Origin of the sequence: Pseudomonas sp. CAN1 (assembly GCF_030462585.1) — a bacterium.
Classification (GTDB): Bacteria; Pseudomonadota; Gammaproteobacteria; order Pseudomonadales; family Pseudomonadaceae; genus Pseudomonas.
The window spans coordinates 1-16,762 of the sequence record NZ_JASMRU010000013.1 but is presented as its reverse complement, the minus strand read 5'-3'; the positions used below and the strand labels follow the sequence as shown (position 1 = coordinate 16,762).

14 protein-coding genes and 1 pseudogene are annotated in these 16,762 nt (G+C 66.2%); 6 read left to right on the top strand and 9 right to left on the bottom strand.

Annotated elements, in window-relative coordinates; genetic code table 11:
- Positions 1-22 precede the first annotated feature (22 nt).
- From tadA to guaB, 4 genes are all read right to left on the bottom strand, one after another.
- A complete protein-coding gene (gene tadA, locus QO207_RS17615) occupies positions 23-538 on the bottom strand; it encodes a tRNA adenosine(34) deaminase TadA (RefSeq protein WP_301533739.1) in 516 nt (171 codons plus the stop codon).
- Positions 529-1,932, bottom strand: a complete 1,404-nt coding sequence (locus tag QO207_RS17610; RefSeq protein ID WP_301533619.1) for a multicopper oxidase family protein — start codon at positions 1,930-1,932, stop codon at positions 529-531. The genes tadA and QO207_RS17610 overlap by 10 nt, the downstream gene beginning before the upstream one ends.
- A 256-nt stretch (positions 1,933-2,188) precedes the next feature.
- The gene (guaA, locus tag QO207_RS17605; protein ID WP_301533618.1) at positions 2,189-3,766 is read right to left on the bottom strand and encodes a glutamine-hydrolyzing GMP synthase; all 1,578 of its coding nucleotides are present in this window, start codon (positions 3,764-3,766) and stop codon (positions 2,189-2,191) included.
- A gap of 82 nt (positions 3,767-3,848) precedes the next feature.
- Complete coding sequence (guaB, locus tag QO207_RS17600; protein WP_301533617.1) at positions 3,849-5,318, bottom strand: IMP dehydrogenase; 1,470 nt, start codon at positions 5,316-5,318, stop codon at positions 3,849-3,851.
- A 148-nt stretch (positions 5,319-5,466) separates the two neighbouring features.
- On the opposite strand from guaB, the gene xseA reads away from it, so the two are divergent.
- From xseA to QO207_RS17580, 4 genes are all read left to right on the top strand, one after another.
- A complete protein-coding gene (gene xseA / locus QO207_RS17595) occupies positions 5,467-6,846 on the top strand; it encodes an exodeoxyribonuclease VII large subunit (RefSeq protein WP_301533616.1) in 1,380 nt (459 codons plus the stop codon).
- A gap of 6 nt (positions 6,847-6,852) precedes the next feature.
- Positions 6,853-7,608 carry a M15 family metallopeptidase gene (locus tag QO207_RS17590; RefSeq protein WP_301533615.1) on the top strand — a complete coding sequence of 252 codons (756 nt, stop codon included), beginning with the start codon at positions 6,853-6,855 and terminating at the stop codon, positions 7,606-7,608.
- Between the two features lie 306 nt (positions 7,609-7,914).
- Positions 7,915-8,751 carry a M23 family metallopeptidase gene (locus QO207_RS17585; protein WP_301533614.1) on the top strand — a complete coding sequence of 279 codons (837 nt, stop codon included), beginning with the start codon at positions 7,915-7,917 and terminating at the stop codon, positions 8,749-8,751.
- On the top strand, positions 8,751-9,140 hold the full coding sequence (locus tag QO207_RS17580) for a DUF2809 domain-containing protein (protein ID WP_301533613.1): 390 nt from the start codon (positions 8,751-8,753) through the stop codon (positions 9,138-9,140). Before QO207_RS17585 ends, QO207_RS17580 begins: the two co-directional genes overlap by 1 nt.
- Here the strand turns inward: QO207_RS17580 and QO207_RS17575 are convergent.
- The 5 genes from QO207_RS17575 to QO207_RS17555 all read right to left on the bottom strand — a co-directional run bounded on the left by QO207_RS17575 (position 9,121) and on the right by QO207_RS17555 (position 14,391).
- Positions 9,121-9,663 (bottom strand): N-acetyltransferase, encoded by a 543-nt coding sequence (locus tag QO207_RS17575; RefSeq protein ID WP_301533612.1) that lies wholly within the window; start codon positions 9,661-9,663, stop codon positions 9,121-9,123. The two genes, QO207_RS17580 and QO207_RS17575, sit on opposite strands and share 20 nt — an antisense overlap.
- Positions 9,663-10,151 (bottom strand): copper chaperone PCu(A)C, encoded by a 489-nt coding sequence (locus QO207_RS17570; RefSeq protein WP_301533611.1) that lies wholly within the window; start codon positions 10,149-10,151, stop codon positions 9,663-9,665. The genes QO207_RS17575 and QO207_RS17570 overlap by 1 nt, the downstream gene beginning before the upstream one ends.
- A 129-nt stretch (positions 10,152-10,280) precedes the next feature.
- Positions 10,281-11,651 carry a PepSY domain-containing protein gene (locus QO207_RS17565; protein ID WP_301533610.1) on the bottom strand — a complete coding sequence of 457 codons (1,371 nt, stop codon included), beginning with the start codon at positions 11,649-11,651 and terminating at the stop codon, positions 10,281-10,283.
- Positions 11,652-11,703: 52 nt separating this feature from the next.
- Positions 11,704-13,815: a TonB-dependent copper receptor gene (locus QO207_RS17560; protein ID WP_301533609.1), complete on the bottom strand. Its 2,112-nt coding sequence runs from the start codon at positions 13,813-13,815 to the stop codon at positions 11,704-11,706.
- A 105-nt stretch (positions 13,816-13,920) separates the two neighbouring features.
- A complete protein-coding gene (locus tag QO207_RS17555; RefSeq protein WP_301533608.1) occupies positions 13,921-14,391 on the bottom strand; it encodes a DUF2946 domain-containing protein in 471 nt (156 codons plus the stop codon).
- A 401-nt stretch (positions 14,392-14,792) separates the two neighbouring features.
- On the opposite strand from QO207_RS17555, the gene leuA reads away from it, so the two are divergent.
- Positions 14,793-16,463: a 2-isopropylmalate synthase gene (gene leuA / locus QO207_RS17550; RefSeq protein WP_301533607.1), complete on the top strand. Its 1,671-nt coding sequence runs from the start codon at positions 14,793-14,795 to the stop codon at positions 16,461-16,463.
- Between the two features lie 75 nt (positions 16,464-16,538).
- Positions 16,539-16,762: pseudogene (locus tag QO207_RS17545) on the top strand (hypothetical protein); the annotation flags it as partial.

The following is a 16,762-nucleotide window of genomic DNA, read 5'->3' as shown; positions in this document are numbered from 1 at the left end:
CGCACCACCAGGGAAGAATTGCTCAGCCCTTGCGCCGCGCCTTGAAGAACGCCGACAACATCGCACTGCACTCCTCCCCCAGCACCCCACCCTCCACCAGCACCCGGTGATTGAGAAAGTCCTGCTCGAAGAAGTTACCCCGACTGACCACCACCCCGGACTTCGGCTCGGCAGCACCAAACACCACCCGCTGAATGCGCGAATGCACCAGCAGGCCAGCGCACATGCTGCAGGGTTCGAGGGTCACATAGAGCGTACTGCCAGGCAGCCGATAATTCTGCGTAGCCGCAGAGGCCTCGCGGATCGCGACCATCTCGGCATGGGCACTGGGATCATGGGAAGTGATCGGCCGGTTGAAGCCGCGGCCGACGATCTTCCCGTCCAGCACCAGCACCGCGCCCACCGGCACTTCACCCAGGGCCGCGCCCTGTTCGGCCAGTGCCATGGCCTCGCGCATGAAGGGGATGTCCTGGCTGCGGTCGATGACCGGCATCAGCCCCTTCACCGTCGGATGGCCCTTGCTGTTGGTCAGCCGCACCATGCCTCGCCCACCGCGATGGTTCCCATCAGCCCGGTCTCCATGTGATCGATCACGTGGCAGTGGAACATCCACAGGCCAGGGTTATCCGCCACCAGCGCCACGCGTGCCGTCTCATTCTTGCCCAGCAGGTAGGTGTCGGTGAAATACGGGATGATCTCCCGACGGTCGGAGTCCAGCACCTTGAAGGCCATGCCGTGCAGGTGGATCGGGTGCTGGTACTGGGTCATGTTGCGCAGCACGAAGATATAGCTGTTGCCTTCCTTGAGCTTGGCCAGCGGCGGAGCGTTGTGCTTGTGCTCCTCGCCGCCCTGCCAGGCCACGCCGTTGATCTGCCACAACGAGGGCTGCGCCTGCTCCTTGGAATAGTCGGAACTGGCGCCGACCCACTCGAACTTGAAGTTGATGGTCTCGGCGTTCTTCAGATCCGGCTCGGGCACCGGGTTGTGCGGCAGCGGCGCCGGCCATTTCGCTGTGGGCGCCTTCGGGTTGGCAACGCCACGAATGGTCGCCACGCGCACCGGGCCATTGCGCAACGACAGCTCCGCGCCTTCCTCCGGTCCACGCACGCCCAACTCCAGACGCATACCCGGGCCGATCCAGTACTGGTCCTTGGGGCCCTTGCCGAAATCGCGCGGCGTCACCGGATGGCCATCCAGCGCATAAATCTTCGCATCAGCGCCGGGCAGGTTGAGCCGGTAGGTCACGGTACTGTCGAGGTTGAGGATGCGTACCCGGACGATCTCGCCAGCCGGCAACTCGATCACGGGCGTAGGCACGCCGTTGACCGTCGACAGACGCCCACGCGTGCCCTCGCGCGCCGCTTCGCGGGGAATGCTGAAGGGCGTGAAATTGCCCTCCTCGTCCACGTGCCAGGTCTTCAGGTTGAGGATCTTCTCGCTGGTGAACTCGCTCGGCTCGCGCTCGTCGATGATCAGCGGCCCGACCAGGCCACGACCCAGCTGCTCGCTGCTCATCAAGTGCGGGTGGTACCAGTAGCTGCCGGCGTCCGGCGTCTTGAACTGGTAGATGAAGCTTTCGCCCGGCTGCACCGGCGGCTGCGAGATGTAGGGCACGCCGTCCATCTCGATGGGCAGGCGGATGCCGTGCCAGTGGATGGTGGTCGGCTCGTCCAGCTTGTTGGTGAAACGCACACGCAGCCAGTCGCCCTGGCGCGCGCGGATCTCCACGCCGGGAGCCTGGCCGCCATAGCCCAGGCCCGGGGTCTTGTGGCCGGGCACCAGTTCCAGGTCGAGCGGGGCGGCGATCAGTTCGTAATCGTGCTCGGCGGCGACTTCCGGACGCGCCAGCCAGATGCGCGCGCCACCGGCGCCCAGGCCGAGCACGGCCAGGCCGGCGATACCGCCGAGTACTTGTCTACGGGTAAACGACATGGGTCCAGACTCCTAGAACAAGGGACTTGCGACCCCATCGGCTTTCACGGAGGTAGGCGCATTTCGCGCCTGGCGCCAGGCTCTTGCGGCCGGCTGCACGGTCCTGCTGGTTGAAACGCAAGCAGGAAGCAACTCTGCATGAAGAGGCAAACGCCTCTCATGCGCCAGGTCAAGGACGGGTATTCCCGCCCTTGCCTGCGGAAGAAAGCGGCGAGCTTGCCGCCTTCTCCGTTAAGGAAACGTTAAACGTCTCCGATCATTCCCACTCGATGGTGGCCGGCGGCTTGCTCGACACGTCGTAGGTGACGCGGGAGATGCCTTCGATCTCGTTGATGATGCGGTTCGAGACCTTCTCCAGCAGCTCGTAGGGCAGGTGCGCCCAACGAGCGGTCATGAAGTCGATGGTTTCCACGGCGCGCAGGGCAACGACCCAGGCGTAGCGACGGCCATCACCGACCACACCGACGGATTTCACCGGCTGGAATACCACGAAGGCCTGGCTGGTCTTGTGGTACCAGTCGAAGTTGCGCAGCTCTTCGATGAAGATGTGGTCCGCGCGACGCAGCAGGTCGGCGTATTCCTTCTTCACTTCGCCGAGGATGCGCACGCCCAGGCCCGGGCCCGGGAACGGGTGGCGGTAGACCATGTCGTAGGGCAGGCCCAGCTCCAGGCCGATCTTGCGGACTTCGTCCTTGAACAGCTCGCGCAGCGGCTCGACCAGTTCGAACTGCATGTCTTCGGGCAGGCCGCCGACGTTGTGGTGCGACTTGATCACGTGGGCCTTGCCGGTCTTGGCGCCAGCCGACTCGATCACGTCGGGGTAGATGGTGCCCTGGGCGAGGAACTTCACGTCCTGCAGCTTGGTGGCTTCCTCATCGAAGACCTCGATGAAGCTGCCGCCGATGATCTTGCGCTTCTGCTCCGGGTCGCTGACACCGGCCAGGCGGCCCAGGAACTTCTCCTCGGCGTTGGCGCGGATCACCTTGACGCCCATGTTCTCGGCGAACATGGCCATCACCTGGTCACCCTCGTGCAGGCGCAGCAGGCCGTTGTCGACGAAGACGCAGGTCAGCTGGTCGCCGATGGCCTTGTGCAGCAGGGCTGCGACCACCGAGGAGTCGACGCCGCCGGACAGGCCCAGCAGCACCTTGGAGTTGCCCACCTGGGCGCGCACGGTGGCGATGGCGTCGTTGACGATGTTGGACGGGGTCCACAGGGCTTCGCAGCCGCAGATGTCCAGCACGAAGCGGGAAAGGATGCGACCGCCCTGCTTGGTGTGGGTCACTTCCGGGTGGAACTGCACGCCGTAGTAGCCGCGGGTGTCGTCAGCCATGGCGGCGATCGGGCAGCTCGGGGTGCTGGCGAGGATGTGGAAGCCGGCCGGGATCTCGGTGACCTTGTCGCCGTGGCTCATCCACACGTCGAGGCCGAATACGCCGTCAGCACCCACGTAGTCTTCGATGCCGTCCAGCAGGCGGGCCTTGGCGACCACGTCGACGCGGGCGTAGCCGAACTCGCGCAGGTCAGAGCCCAGAACCTTGCCACCCATCTGCTCGGCCATGGTCTGCATGCCGTAGCAGATGCCGAACAGCGGCACTTTCAGGTCGAACACGGCCTGCGGCGCGCGCGGGCTGTTGGCTTCGTGCACCGACTCCGGGCCGCCGGCCAGGATGATGCCACGCGGGGCGAAGGCGCGAACGTCTTCGTCGCTCATGTCGAACGGATGGATTTCGCAGTACACGCCGATCTCGCGGACGCGGCGGGCGATCAGCTGGGTGTACTGGGAGCCGAAGTCGAGGATCAGGATCCGGTGAGCGTGAATGTCTTGGGACATGGCCATCTCTCGTAGCGAAATTCTTAAACGACACGGGGCTGTATCAACCAGCCCCGTGTCCGACTCATTTACCGGAGAACCCTCAACCTACGCGGTAGTTCGGGGCTTCCTTGGTGATCTGTACATCGTGGACGTGGGACTCGGCCATGCCGGCGCCGGTGATGCGCACGAACTGCGGCTTGGTGCGCATGTCCTGGATATCGCCGCTGCCGGTGTAGCCCATGGCGGCGCGCAGGCCACCCATCAGCTGGTGGACGATGGCAGTCAGCTGGCCCTTATAGGGCACGCGGCCTTCGATGCCTTCGGGTACCAGCTTCTCGGCGCCAGCGGAGGCGTCCTGGAAGTAGCGGTCGGAGGAACCGGTGGAGCCGGCCATGGCGCCCAGCGAGCCCATGCCACGGTAGGACTTGTAGGAGCGACCCTGGAACAGCTCGATCTCGCCCGGAGCCTCTTCGGTACCGGCGAACATCGAACCCATCATCACGCAGTAGGCGCCAGCCACCATGGCCTTGGCCAGGTCGCCGGAGAAGCGGATGCCGCCGTCGGCGATCAGCGGAACACCGGTGCCTTCCAGGGCCGCGGCGACGTTGGCGATGGCGGAAATCTGCGGCACGCCGACGCCAGCGACGATACGGGTGGTGCAGATGGAGCCCGGGCCGATGCCGACTTTCACGGCGTCGGCGCCAGCGTCAGCCAGTGCCTTGGCGGCTTCGCCGGTGGCGATGTTGCCGCCGATGACCTGTACCTGCGGGAAGGTTTCCTTCACCCAGCGCACGCGGTCGATCACGCCTTTGGAGTGGCCGTGGGCGGTATCGACGACGACTACGTCAACGCCAGCGGCGACCAGGGCGGCAACACGCTCGCCGGTGTCGGCGCCAGTGCCGACAGCTGCGCCGACGCGCAGGCGGCCTTCGTCGTCCTTGGAAGCCAGCGGGTAGGTCTTGGCCTTCTCGATGTCACGGAAGGTCACCAGGCCGGTCAGACGGAATTTCTCGTCGACCACCAGCATCTTCTCGATGCGGTTTTCGTAGAGGGCAGCCTTGATCTCTTCCAGGGCGGTGCCTTCGCGGGCGGTGACCAGCTTTTCCTTGGGGGTCATGATCGCGGAAACGCTGTCGCCGACGTTCGGCTTCACGCGCAGGTCGCGACCGGTGACGATGCCGACCAGCTCACCCTCTTCCACCACCGGGAAGCCGGAGAAGCCGTATTCGCGGGCGATCTGCAGCAGCTCGATGATCTTGGTCGACGGGGTCACGGTGACCGGGTCGCGAACGATGGCGGTCTCGTGCTTCTTGACCTTGCGGACCTCGGCGGCCTGCTGCTCGATGCTCATGTTCTTGTGGATGATGCCGATGCCGCCTTCCTGCGCCATGGCAATCGCCAGGCGGGCTTCGGTCACGGTATCCATCGCGGCGGACACCAGCGGGATGTTCAGCTCGATGCCTCGGGTAAGGCGGGTCTTCAGGCTCACGTCCTTGGGTAGAACTTCCGAATAACCCGGAATCAGGAGGACGTCGTCGAAAGTGAGGGCTTCTTGGCTGATGCGCAGCATGGCGGGGGCTCCCGATCGGGAAAAATGGAAGCGCGGCATTATATCTCAGCTAGGCCCCTCGGCTCAACGCAACCGGACGATCTGAATGCAGCCTTTATGAACCTCGTGCGCTGGCCCCGGTCCGCAGGCGCGCTTATCATCCTTCGCCATGCAGAAAGATCCCTTCCAACGGCTGGGCCTCGACCGCGAGGTTCTGACCGTCAGCCAGCTCAACCAGCGCGCCCGCCACCTGCTGGAGGACGTGTTCCCGCAGGTCTGGGTCGAGGGCGAAATCTCCAACCTCGCCCGCCCGGCGTCCGGCCACATGTATTTCACCCTCAAGGACAGCAACGCCCAGGTGCGCTGCGCGCTGTTCCGGCAGAACGCCCTGCGCGTGCGCCAGGCCCTGCGCGACGGCCTCGCCGTGCGGGTGCGCGGCAAGGTTTCGCTGTTCGAGGGGCGTGGCGACTACCAGCTGATCGCCGATACCGTCGAGCCGGCCGGTGACGGTGCCCTGCGCCTGGCCTTCGAGGCCCTGAAGGAAAAGCTCGCCGCCGAGGGTCTGTTCGCCGCCGAGCGCAAGCAGGTACTGCCTGCCCATCCCCGGCGCATCGGCATCGTCAGCTCGCCCACCGGCGCGGTGATCCGCGACATCATCAGCGTGTTCCGCCGCCGCGCACCGCAGATCGAGCTGACCCTGATCCCCACCGCCGTGCAGGGCCGCGAGGCCATCGGGCAGATCGTCCGCGCGCTGAAGCTGGCCGACGCCCAGGGCTTCGACGCGCTGATCCTGGCCCGTGGCGGCGGCTCGCTGGAAGACCTCTGGTGCTTCAACGAGGAACCGGTGGCCCGTGCCATCGCCGCCTGCGTGACGCCCATCGTCAGCGCAGTAGGCCATGAGACCGATGTGTCCATCAGCGATTTCGTCGCCGACGTGCGCGCGCCCACGCCCTCGGCCGCCGCCGAACTGCTGGCGCCCCACAGCGGCGACCTGCAGCAGCGCCTGGACAGCCTGCGCCGCCGGCTGATCCTGCGCATCCAGGATCGCCTGACCCGCGAACGCCTGCGCCTGGAAGGCACCGCCCGACGCCTGCGTCACCCCGGCGAACGCCTGCGCCAGCAATCCCAGCGCCTGGACGACCTGGACATGCGCCTGCGCCGCGCCTTCGAGCGCCAGCTGCAGATTCGCCAGGAACGCGTCGCCCGGCTGGACACCCGCCTCGCCGCACAACACCCTGGCCGCAACCTGGCCCTGCTGCGCCAGCGCCTGGAAAACCTCAGCGCGCGGCTGCCACGTGCTACTCAGGCGATCCTCCGCGAGCAGCGCCAGCGCTTAGGCAGCCTGATGCAGACGCTGCACATCGTCAGCCCGCTGGCGACCCTCGGCCGTGGCTACAGCATCCTGCTGGACGACAAGGGCCAGGCCATCCGCAGCGCCGCGCAAACCAAGAACGGCCAGCGCCTCAAGGCCAGGCTGGGCGACGGCGAGCTGGAAGTGCGGGTGGAGGACAACCACCAGGCGCCTGTCACCCTTTCCCTGCTGGACTGATTGCCGATGACCGACCTGCTCGCGCCGATCCTCCCGCAACCCGATCCCGACTGGGCCGAAGCCTTCCGCGTACCCATCGTCGAATGCGACCAGCCGCTGCAGGCGCTGGGCATCGCCACCGCCTTCGCGGTGTGGCCGGCGTATCACCGCCTGGGCGTGCCGAACGCGCAGCCGGAGTGCTATGCGCGCACCGAAGTCTTCGAGCGCCTCCTGCACGCCGCGAGCCTGCTGCCCGATGGCATCCGCCTGGTGATCCTCGATGCCTGGCGGCCCTTCGCGGTGCAGCAGCACCTGTACGACACGCTCTACGACATCCTCCGACAGCACGAGCCGGACGCCGATCCGCGCGAGCTGACCCGGCGCACCCGTGAATTCGTCGCGCCACCCAGCACCCGCGCCGAATCCCCCAGCCCGCACCTCACCGGCGGCGCAATCGACCTGACCCTGTGCGACAGCGAAGGCCGCTGGCTGGACATGGGCAGCCTGTTCGACGAGGCGACGCCGCGATCCTACACCCGCCACTACGAACAGATCGCCCAGCCCGACGAGGCCCAGCGGCGCGTGCGCGACAATCGGCGGATGCTGTTCAACGCCATGCTGGCGGCGGGTTTCAGCAACCTCTCCAGCGAGTGGTGGCACTACGACTACGGTGACCAGCTGTGGGCCGCGCACCTGGGCAAGCCCCACGCCATCTATGGTCCGGCGCAGGTGCTAGCGCTGGAACAACTGTGGCGCCAGCAGCTCGAAGGCCTGCGCCGGTAGCTGTTTGCTCTTGTAGGAGCGGACTCCGTCCGCGATGTCCAACCGGCCAGCTCGGAGCCGCCGGAAGTCGATCGCGGACGGAGTCCGCTCCTACGACGTCTGATAGCTCGCAGCGAGAGCGCCCCCCTTTTGTAGGAGCGAGCTTGCTCGCGAACAGCCCCGCTGCGAAGCCTGGTTCGCGAGCGAGCTCGCTCCTACGAAGAGCAACCCGCCAAGGTGTTCTGCTTTCGACGAAATCGCCCCGCCCGACCGAAAGGCCCGTGTAGACTGCCCGCTTCATCCGCCGACACGTCCACGGATAGCGCCATGCTTCGAATTTCCTGCCTGCTCGTCACCGCCCTGTTCACCCTGACCGCCCACGCCGAAGGCTTCATCAGCCGCACGCTGAACAAGCCGGTGCCCGGCGGCGTTGCCGTCGTGCAACTGGGCCAGGACGCCGCCGTGCCCACCGCCACCTACCAGGGCAAACCGGTGCTGGTGGTGCGCGAGAAAGGCCGCGACTGGATCGCCGTCGTCGGCATCCCGCTGACCGCCAAGGCCGGCAGCCAGCAGATCGTCGTGAAGCAGGCCGGCGCCAGCCGCAACCTTGGCTTCAACGTGGGCAGCAAGCACTACAAGGAGCAGCACATCACCCTGAAGAACACCCGCCAGGTGAATCCGCTGCCCGAGGACCTCAAGCGCATCAACCGCGAACTGGCCGAGCAGACCGCCGCCTACCGCAGCTTCAGCGCCGGCACACCGAGCAACCTGGTGCTGGACAAGCCGGTCAACGGCCCGCTCTCCAGCCCCTTCGGCCTGCGCCGCTTCTTCAACGGCGAGGAGCGCAATCCGCACTCCGGGCTGGACTTCGCCGTACCCGCCGGTACCCCGATCAAGTCGCCGGCCGCCGGCAAGGTCATCCTCATCGGCAACTACTTCTTCAACGGCAACACCGTGTTCGTCGATCACGGCCAGGGCTTCATCAGCATGTTCTGCCACATGTCGAAGATCGACGTGAAGGTCGGCGATGAAGTCTCGCGCGGCGGCGTGGTTGGCCGTGTCGGCGCCACCGGCCGTGCCACCGGGCCGCACATGCACTGGAACGTCAGCCTGAACGACGCCCGCGTCGATCCGGCGATCTTCATCGGTGCGTTCAAGCCCTGATGCAACTTCGTTTCGATGGTCGCAGCGCGCTCTTCGCGCTGCTCTGGTTCGCCGTACTGGTCTGGCTGGCCACGGCCGGAGCGAACCTCGGCTGGCTGCGCGGCTTCGGCGGCGACGTGCTGGCGGTCATCTGGCTGTATTGCCTGCTGCGCGCAGCTATCGATGCACCGGCGCACTGGCTGGCCGCTGCGGCTCTGAGCTGCGGGTTGCTCATCGAATTCGGCCAGTACCTCGCCGCGACCTTCCACTGGCAGATCGGCAACCGCGCACTGCGCATCGTGCTCGGCGCCACGCCGGACTGGCTGGACGTGCTGGCCTACTGCATCGGCTTCGCGCTGATCCTCGCGGCGCGGCAGACGCGCCTGGCCCTCAGGCCAGCGGGTAGCTGAAGAACAGCGCCATCTCCCCGGGCAGCACCTGCGCCGGGTCGTAGAGGTCGGTGGATAGCCCGCTGAGGGCGAAGCCACGGGAGCGGTAGAAACCCACTGCCGGCAGGTTGAGGTTCTGGGTCTCCAGCCACAGGTGGCGCGCCTCAGTGCTCCGGGCCCAGTCCAGGCAGCCTTCCAGGAGTTGCCGGCCGACGCCCTGGCCGCGCGCGTCAGCGAGGACGAACAGGTCGTCCAGCACCGCGCGGCGATTCCAGATTTCGTAGCGGGCGATGGCGAAGCCCAGGCGCTCGCCCTCCTCGTCGACGACCACGGCGGTCCAGTCGGCCGCCGTGACGTCATCCTTCAGGTCGGCGAAGGGATAGCGCTTGGTCTGCGGCTCGGTCAGACGCTCCTCGCGCAGGATGAAACCGTCGGCGGCGCTCTCGATCCGCAGGATCGAGTCGCTCGAGTAGCTGCCGTCGAAACTCAGCAGCCACTCGCCGTCTTGCGCCCACACCAGCGGGCGCAGGAGCCGGTCGCTCATCAGTTCATCTGCATGCCGTGCATGTCGTGACCCATGTCGGTGCCTTTCGGTGCTTCCTTCTGCACCGCGACCTCGACCTTCACGTCGCCGGCCTTCTGGAAGTGCAGGGTCAGCGGGAAGCGCTCGCCGTCAGTGAGCGGCTTCTTCAGGCCGAACAGCATCAGGTGGTACTGGCCGGGCGCGAAGACGATCTTGCCGCCGGCGGGGATGTCCACACCCTCGACCTTCACCATCTTCATCATGCCGTCCTTCTCGATGTGCTGGTGCACCTCGGCGCTGGCGGCGCGGTCGGTGTCAGCACCGAGCAGGCGGTCCGCCTCCTTGCCGTGGTTCTGCACGATGAAGTAGGCGGCACCATTCACCGAGTTGGCCGGCAGCAGCAGCGACCAGGGGTGGTCGATGTGCAGGTTGCCGGCCTCGTACTCGTGGGCCATGGCGGCGCCGGAGAAGCCCAGCAGGACAGCGAAAGCGAGCAGGGTTTTACGCATGTTCGTGACTCCAGTTGGCTTGTGATCAGGTCCGCCGCAGCGGCGGGAATCCAGCGGGCCGCGGACGCAACGATCGCGCCGCAGCATAGCCTGCCTCGCGGCAGGCGTCAGGGTAAAACAGCGCACAGATCAACCCAGGGCCGGGCTGCGCGGCTTGATCCGCGACAGCACCACCCAGTCCAGGGCCAGTACTAGCAATAGCGACGCGCCCACCAGCGGAAAGGCGACACCGAGGATGACCATGATCGCCACCCCGCCCTTCCACACCGGCAGCGCATGGGGCATCGGCGGCACGCCGAGGCGACCCTGCGGGCGGCGCTTCCACCAGATCCACAGGCCGCTGACTGCGCTGAGCATCACCAGCAGGCAGACGCCCAGCATGAGCAGCTGGTTGAACAGGCCGAACATCTTGCCTTCGTGCAGCATCACGCCGGACTCGACGCCCTTGGCCACCAGCCCGTAGTCCTTCCAGCGCACGTCGGCGAGCACCTTGCCGGTGTACTGGTCGATGTGCAGGGTGGCGTCGTTGCGCGAATCGTCGGCGAACACCGAGACGGTGAACACGCCCTGCTCGCCCTTGGGCAGGGCGACGGCGTAGCCCGGCGTCACGCCGGCCTTGTCCGCCGTATCGACCACCTGCTGCAGGCTGATCTGCGGCATAGCCATGCCTCCGGAACCGTGGGCCATGTGCTCGGCGTGGGCGCCGCCGGACATCGGCATCGGGGTGTTTTCCATGGCCCAGGGGATGGTCTGGCGGTGCGCGTCGTTGAGCGTGCGCGCCTCCAGGTCCGACTTCGGCACTTCATTCCACATGGGCGCCGGGAAGCGGTTCCACACGTCGGCGAAGGTCTTGCCCCAGAAGCCGGTCCAGGTCATGCCGGTGAGCAGCATGAACAGCATCAGCAGCGAGCCCCAGAAGCCCACCACCATGTGCACCTCGCGCCACAGCGCACGGCCACGACGCGACAGGTCCGGCCACAGCAGCACCCGCAGCGAACGCTTGCGCGGCCACCACAGGTACAGGCCGGAAACCACCAGCACGATGCCCCAGCCGGCGGCCAGTTCGATAAGCCGGTCACCAACGGTGCCGATCATCAACTCGCCGTGCAGCGCGCGGGCCATCGCCTGCAGGTTGGATTTGCCGTCCTGCAGGCCGAGCAGCTTGCCGCTGTAGGGATCGACGAAGGCATTCACCTCGCGCCCGTCCAGCTGCGCAACGAACTGCGCGCTGCGGTCGGCTGCCGGCGCCGGCAGGTACTGGCTGACCTGCAACTGCGGGTTCTGGTGATGCAGGTGCATCAGTTGCTCGTCGGCGGACAGCCGCACCTCGCCCGGCTTCACCTGCAGCAGATCGCTGTACATCAGCGGGTCGAGCTGCGGCTTGAACAGGTAGATGATCCCGGTGATCGACAGCAGGATCATGAACGGTGCGACGAACAGCCCGGCATAGAAATGCCAGCGCCAGGCCAGGTTGTAGAAATCGAATGTCTTCTGCTGCATTCGTTGATCTCCTCACGCAAGGAGGCCCCCGACTGGCGGGGGCCGGTCGGGCTTAGAAGCTGAAGTCCACTTTGGTCCAGAACGTACGTCCTGGCTCGTGGATCGATTCGGGATCGTTGGCCGGGTAGCCGAAACCGGCGTTACCCGCCAGGTTCAGGTGCTCGGCGTAGTCCTTGTCGAACAGGTTGTCGACGCCGGTACTGACCTTGAGGTTCTTGCTCAGCTTGTACGCGCCGTTGAGCGAGAACACGGCGAAGCCGGGGCTTTCGTCGAAGTCGTAGCCGACCACGTTGCCCTGGTCCTGGGCGATCCGGCCCTGGTGCGCGACCACGCGCCAGAGTCCGCCGGCGCTCCAGTCACCTTCCTCGTAGCTCAAGCCGAAACGCGCTTCCAGCGGTGGCATCTGCGGCAGCGCAGTGTCGTCGGTGGTGTTCTTGCCCCAGGCGTAGGCCAGGGTGCCGTCGGCGGTCCAGTTGCTGGTCAGCGCGTAGGCCGCGCCCAGTTCGCCGCCCATGATGCGGGCATCGACGTTCCGCGCCTGGGAGGTGCGGCCCATCATGCCGCCGGTCTGGTAGTCGAACAGGATGTAGTCGCGGATCACCCCGACGTAGCCCGAGGCCCAGGCCTTGAGCTTCTCGTCCTCGTACTGCGCGCCAAAGTCCAGCTGGGTGGTCTTTTCCGGCTTGATGCTATCGAAGGCGTTGACCGAGCCGGTCGGCCCCTTGTCCGGGGAGAACAACTCCCAGTAGTCAGGGAAGCGCTGCACGTGGCCGAGGCCGACGTAGAGGGTGGTCGGCGTGTCGGCCAGGTCGTGCTCGTAGCGGGCGAAGCCGCTGGGCAGGGTGTCGGCGCGGGTGTCGTCGGCGGTGGGGTTGGGCATCGCCATCATCCCCGAGCCGCTGCTCTGCCGGTAATCCTTGACCGAGGCGCGGTCCAGGCGCGCGCCGGTGATCACGCGGTCGCGGTCGGCGGCGTACCAGGTCAGCTCGCCAAAGGCGCCGTAGTTGTGGAACACGGCGTCCTTGTCCCACGGCTGCTCGTCATAGGTGTTGATCCCCATGCCGCTGCGTTCGCGGTGTTCGTTGGTCTGCGCATCGACCCCGGTGATCAGCTTGAAGTCGTCCCAGCGCCAGGTCGCGGCGAGGCGTCCGCCGAGGGTGCGGCGGTCGACGTTGGCGGCCATCGGGCCGGCCATCATGCCGGTGCCAGAAGGCGTGCGCAGGCTGTAGTTGTCCATCACGTGGTCGGCGTAGTTGTAGTAGACCTGCGCCTCCAGCTTGTCGAGCACGCCGCCGATGTTGGACTTCTCGAAGCGCAGGCCGAGGCTTTCGCGCTTGAACTGCGAGCCGTCCATGCCGCGCCCGGCGTAGCGGGCCTCGCCATCGCCCTTGCCGGCGGTGAGCTCGACCAGGGTGTCGGCGTCCGGCGTCCAGCCCACGGCCACGTCGCCGTTCCACTTGTTCCAGCGCGAGGGCACGGTGTTGCCGCCGCCATCCTCGTAGTCATCGGACTGCGACTTGTTGCCGGTGAAGCGCAGGTAGCCCTCGGGGCCACCGGCGGCGGCATCCAGCACGCGGTCGAAGCGGCCGTTGGAGCCGGCGGTGAGGCTGCCGTTGACGCGCATGCCCAGCTCGCCGAAGCGCTCCGGCTCACGGTCGAAACGGATGGTCCCGGCCGAGGCGCCGGGGCCCCAGATCACCGTCTCCGGGCCTTTCACCACGGTGAGCTTGTCGTAGGTTTCCGGGGAGATGTAGGAGGTGGGCGCATCCATCCGTGCCGGGCAGGCGCCGAGCATGGTGCTGCCATTGGTGAGGATGTTCAGGCGCGAACCGAACATGCCGCGCAGCACCGGGTCGCCGTTGGTGCCGCCGTTACGGATGGCGGAGAAGCCGGGGATGGTCTTGAGGTAATCGGCGCCGTCGCTGGCGGGGATCGGCTGGCGCGGCTGCTTGGGGTCGGTAACCACGGTCAGCGGCGAACTCTGCGCCACGGCGGTGATGACGCTGGGGGCCAGTTCGGCGACCGACGCGTTGGTGGAGTGCGCCGAGTGATCTTCTTCCTCGGCCAGCACCGGGACGGCAGTGAAACCGCCAAGGGCGGTCAGCGCGCACAGGGCGCGCAGGCCGACGGCAGTTTGCCGACGGCGCAGGGGCATGCGGGTCATTCCATGAATTCCATGATCGGTGATGACGCCCGCTCCACGCGTACTCACACGGCGCGCAGGCCAATGCAGGCAGCAACGCCGGGGTCGGGGAGTCGGGATTGCGGGTCAGCCGATCAGGAACGGGGGTGCGCGGGAGCGGGCGCCGGGGAAGACCGGCGAGGCGGGAACATCGGAAGAGACGAACTGCGCGACGGGCGCGCCGACGGCGGGCAGGCCGTGGTCGATCACCACCGGCGGCGGCGTCAGCGGCGGGCTGTGGATCAGCAGGCTGCAGTAGCCGCACTTCTCCATTAAGGCATCGGCGGTGAGCGGCTGCTTGCCGTGGGAAACCGTAGCGGCATGCTGGTCCGCAGCGCGCTGGCCGTCGGAGCAGTGCATGTCCTGCATGCCGGCCATGTCGTGGGACATGGCCTTGCCGTGGTCCATGGCAGCGCCATGCTCCATCGGCATCAGGTGATCCATGGGCATGGCGTGATCCATCGGCATCGACTGGGAGACCAGCGGGCCGACATAGATCATCAGCATGGCGAACAACGCCAGCCAGGTGCCTACGCCTTGTCGTGTACGACGGATCACGAAATGTCCTTGCGGATGGAAGGTCCCCGCCTGAGGCGGGTGCGCAATGATCGCACGGAGTTACAAAGCTCCGCTGCGGCACGAAGACGCAGAATCAGTTAAGCACAGCGCTAAGCTTCAGGATAAATTGCTGATATACGCCATTTTCGACAATTATCTATCTCAAAAGCCATGCGGAAGACTTTTCCTACCAAATTTCCTCAAATGCTTGCCATTGGTCTCCCAGGCCATTAGCTTGGCAGTCATGAAAACCGCACACACCCTCATTCTGCTTCGCCAACACGCCTGCCTGCGCCTGGTCAGCCCGCGACTGCGTGGCTGAGCCCCCCCTCCCCCGGTTTCGCCTCATTCAGATTTTTATGCGCAGGCCCCGCAGGCCGCAGAGAACAAGGATTCCGCTCATGAGCATGTTGAAAGACCCGTCGAAGAAATACCGCGCCTTCACCCAGATCACCCTGCCCGACCGCACCTGGCCGGACAAGATCATCGACAAGGCGCCGATCTGGCTGTCCACCGACCTGCGCGACGGCAACCAGTCGCTGATCGAGCCGATGGACGCCGAGAAGAAGATGCGCTTCTTCAAGTGCCTGGTGCAGGTCGGCCTGAAGGAAATCGAAGTGGGCTTCCCGTCCGCCTCGCAGACCGACTTCGACTTCGTTCGTGAGCTGATCGAGAACGACCACATTCCTGATGACGTCACCATCCAGGTACTGACCCAGGCCCGCGACGACCTCATCGAGCGCACCTTCGAGTCCCTGAAGGGCGCGAAGAAGGCCATCGTCCACTACTACAACGCCTGCGCACCGAGCTTCCGCAAGATCGTCTTCAACCAGGACAAGGCCGGCGTCAAAGCCATCGCCGTGGCCGCTGGCCAGACCATCAAGCGCCTGGCCGACGCCGCGCCGGAAACCCAGTGGGGCTTCGAGTACTCGCCGGAAGTGTTCAGCTCCACCGAGACCGACTTCGCCGTCGAGGTGTGCAACGCGGTGATCGACGTGTTCCAGCCGACCCCGGCGAACCGCCTGATCCTCAACCTGCCCGCCACCGTCGAGTGCGCCACCCCGAACAACTACGCCGACCAGATCGAGTGGTTCGGCCGCCAGATCAACAAGCGCGACAGCGTGCTGCTGAGCCTGCACACCCACAACGACCGTGGCACCGGCGTAGCCGCCTCGGAACTGGCCCTGATGGCCGGCGCCGACCGCGTCGAAGGCTGCCTGTTCGGCAACGGCGAGCGCACCGGCAACCTCTGCCTGGTGACCATGGCGCTGAACATGTACACCCAGGGCATCGACCCCGAGCTGGACTTCTCCGACATCGACGCCGTGCGCAAGGTGGTGGAAGAGTGCAACCAGATCCCGGTGCACCCGCGTCACCCGTACGTCGGCGACCTGGTCCACACCGCCTTCTCCGGCTCCCACCAGGACGCCATCCGCAAGGGCTTCGCCCAGCAGCAGGAAGACGCCGTGTGGGAAGTGCCGTACCTGCCGATCGACCCGGCGGACATCGGCCGCAGCTACGAAGCGGTGATCCGTGTGAACAGCCAGTCCGGCAAGGGCGGCATCACCTTCCTGCTCGAACAGGAATACGGCATCAGCCTGCCGCGTCGCATGCAGATCGAGTTCAGCCAGGTGGTGCAGAACGAGACCGACCGTCTCGGCCTGGAAATGACCGCCGAGCAGATCTACACCCTGCTGCAGACCGAGTACCTGCAGGCCGTTTCCCCGTTCGGCCTGAAGAACTACCGCCTGCAGGAAGAGAACGGCGTCTGCGCCATCGATATCGACGTGACCCACAAGGGCGAGCAGCATCGCTGGCACGGCAAGGGCAAAGGCACCCTGGAGGCCCTGGTCGCCTCGCTGCCGGTGGAAGTCGAGATCATGGACTACAACGAGCACGCCATCGGCGCCGGCACCAATGCCCGCGCGGCCGCCTACATCGAACTGCGTGTCGAGGGTGGTCGTTCGCTGCACGGCATCGGCATCGATGAAAACATCACCACCGCGAGCTTCCGTGCGCTGTTCAGCGCGCTGAACCGCGCCGTGACGCTGGGCCACGCGAAAGCCGCGTAAGCCTTAAGCTAACCTGTAAGTCCCTTTGCCCCGGACGCCTCGTGCGTCCGGGGCTGTTTTCGACGGAGTGAAAACATGACCACAGCACCGCAGGACAATCCTTTCCAGACACCCGCCGCCGCACTGCAGGACGGCCCCGGCGTCGCCACCGGCGAGCCGCTCTACCGCCTGGCCGCCGCCGGCATCGCCACCTTCTTCGGCACACCCGTGGCCGGCAGTTGGGTGATCGCGCAGAACCTCAAGCGCCTGAACCGCCCGCAGGAAGTGCAGAAAGCCTGGATGGTCGGCATCGGCCTCAC

Excerpts from the sequence above, each read along its gene's own strand:
- guaB (WP_301533617.1), bottom strand. The coding sequence starts at position 5,318 with ATGCTGCGCATCAGCCAAGAAGCCCTCACTTTCGACGACGTCCTCCTG.
- QO207_RS17565 (WP_301533610.1), bottom strand. The coding sequence starts at position 11,651 with ATGCAGCAGAAGACATTCGATTTCTACAACCTGGCCTGGCGCTGGCAT.
- QO207_RS17580 (WP_301533613.1), top strand. The coding sequence starts at position 8,751 with ATGCAACTTCGTTTCGATGGTCGCAGCGCGCTCTTCGCGCTGCTCTGG.
- QO207_RS17585 (WP_301533614.1), top strand. The coding sequence starts at position 7,915 with ATGCTTCGAATTTCCTGCCTGCTCGTCACCGCCCTGTTCACCCTGACC.
- xseA (WP_301533616.1), top strand. The coding sequence starts at position 5,467 with ATGCAGAAAGATCCCTTCCAACGGCTGGGCCTCGACCGCGAGGTTCTG.
- QO207_RS17570 (WP_301533611.1), bottom strand. The coding sequence starts at position 10,151 with ATGCGTAAAACCCTGCTCGCTTTCGCTGTCCTGCTGGGCTTCTCCGGC.
- leuA (WP_301533607.1), top strand. The coding sequence starts at position 14,793 with ATGAGCATGTTGAAAGACCCGTCGAAGAAATACCGCGCCTTCACCCAG.
- QO207_RS17575 (WP_301533612.1), bottom strand. The coding sequence starts at position 9,663 with ATGAGCGACCGGCTCCTGCGCCCGCTGGTGTGGGCGCAAGACGGCGAG.
- QO207_RS17590 (WP_301533615.1), top strand. The coding sequence starts at position 6,853 with ATGACCGACCTGCTCGCGCCGATCCTCCCGCAACCCGATCCCGACTGG.
- QO207_RS17560 (WP_301533609.1), bottom strand. The coding sequence starts at position 13,815 with ATGACCCGCATGCCCCTGCGCCGTCGGCAAACTGCCGTCGGCCTGCGC.
- guaA (WP_301533618.1), bottom strand. The coding sequence starts at position 3,766 with ATGTCCCAAGACATTCACGCTCACCGGATCCTGATCCTCGACTTCGGC.
- QO207_RS17610 (WP_301533619.1), bottom strand. The coding sequence starts at position 1,932 with ATGTCGTTTACCCGTAGACAAGTACTCGGCGGTATCGCCGGCCTGGCC.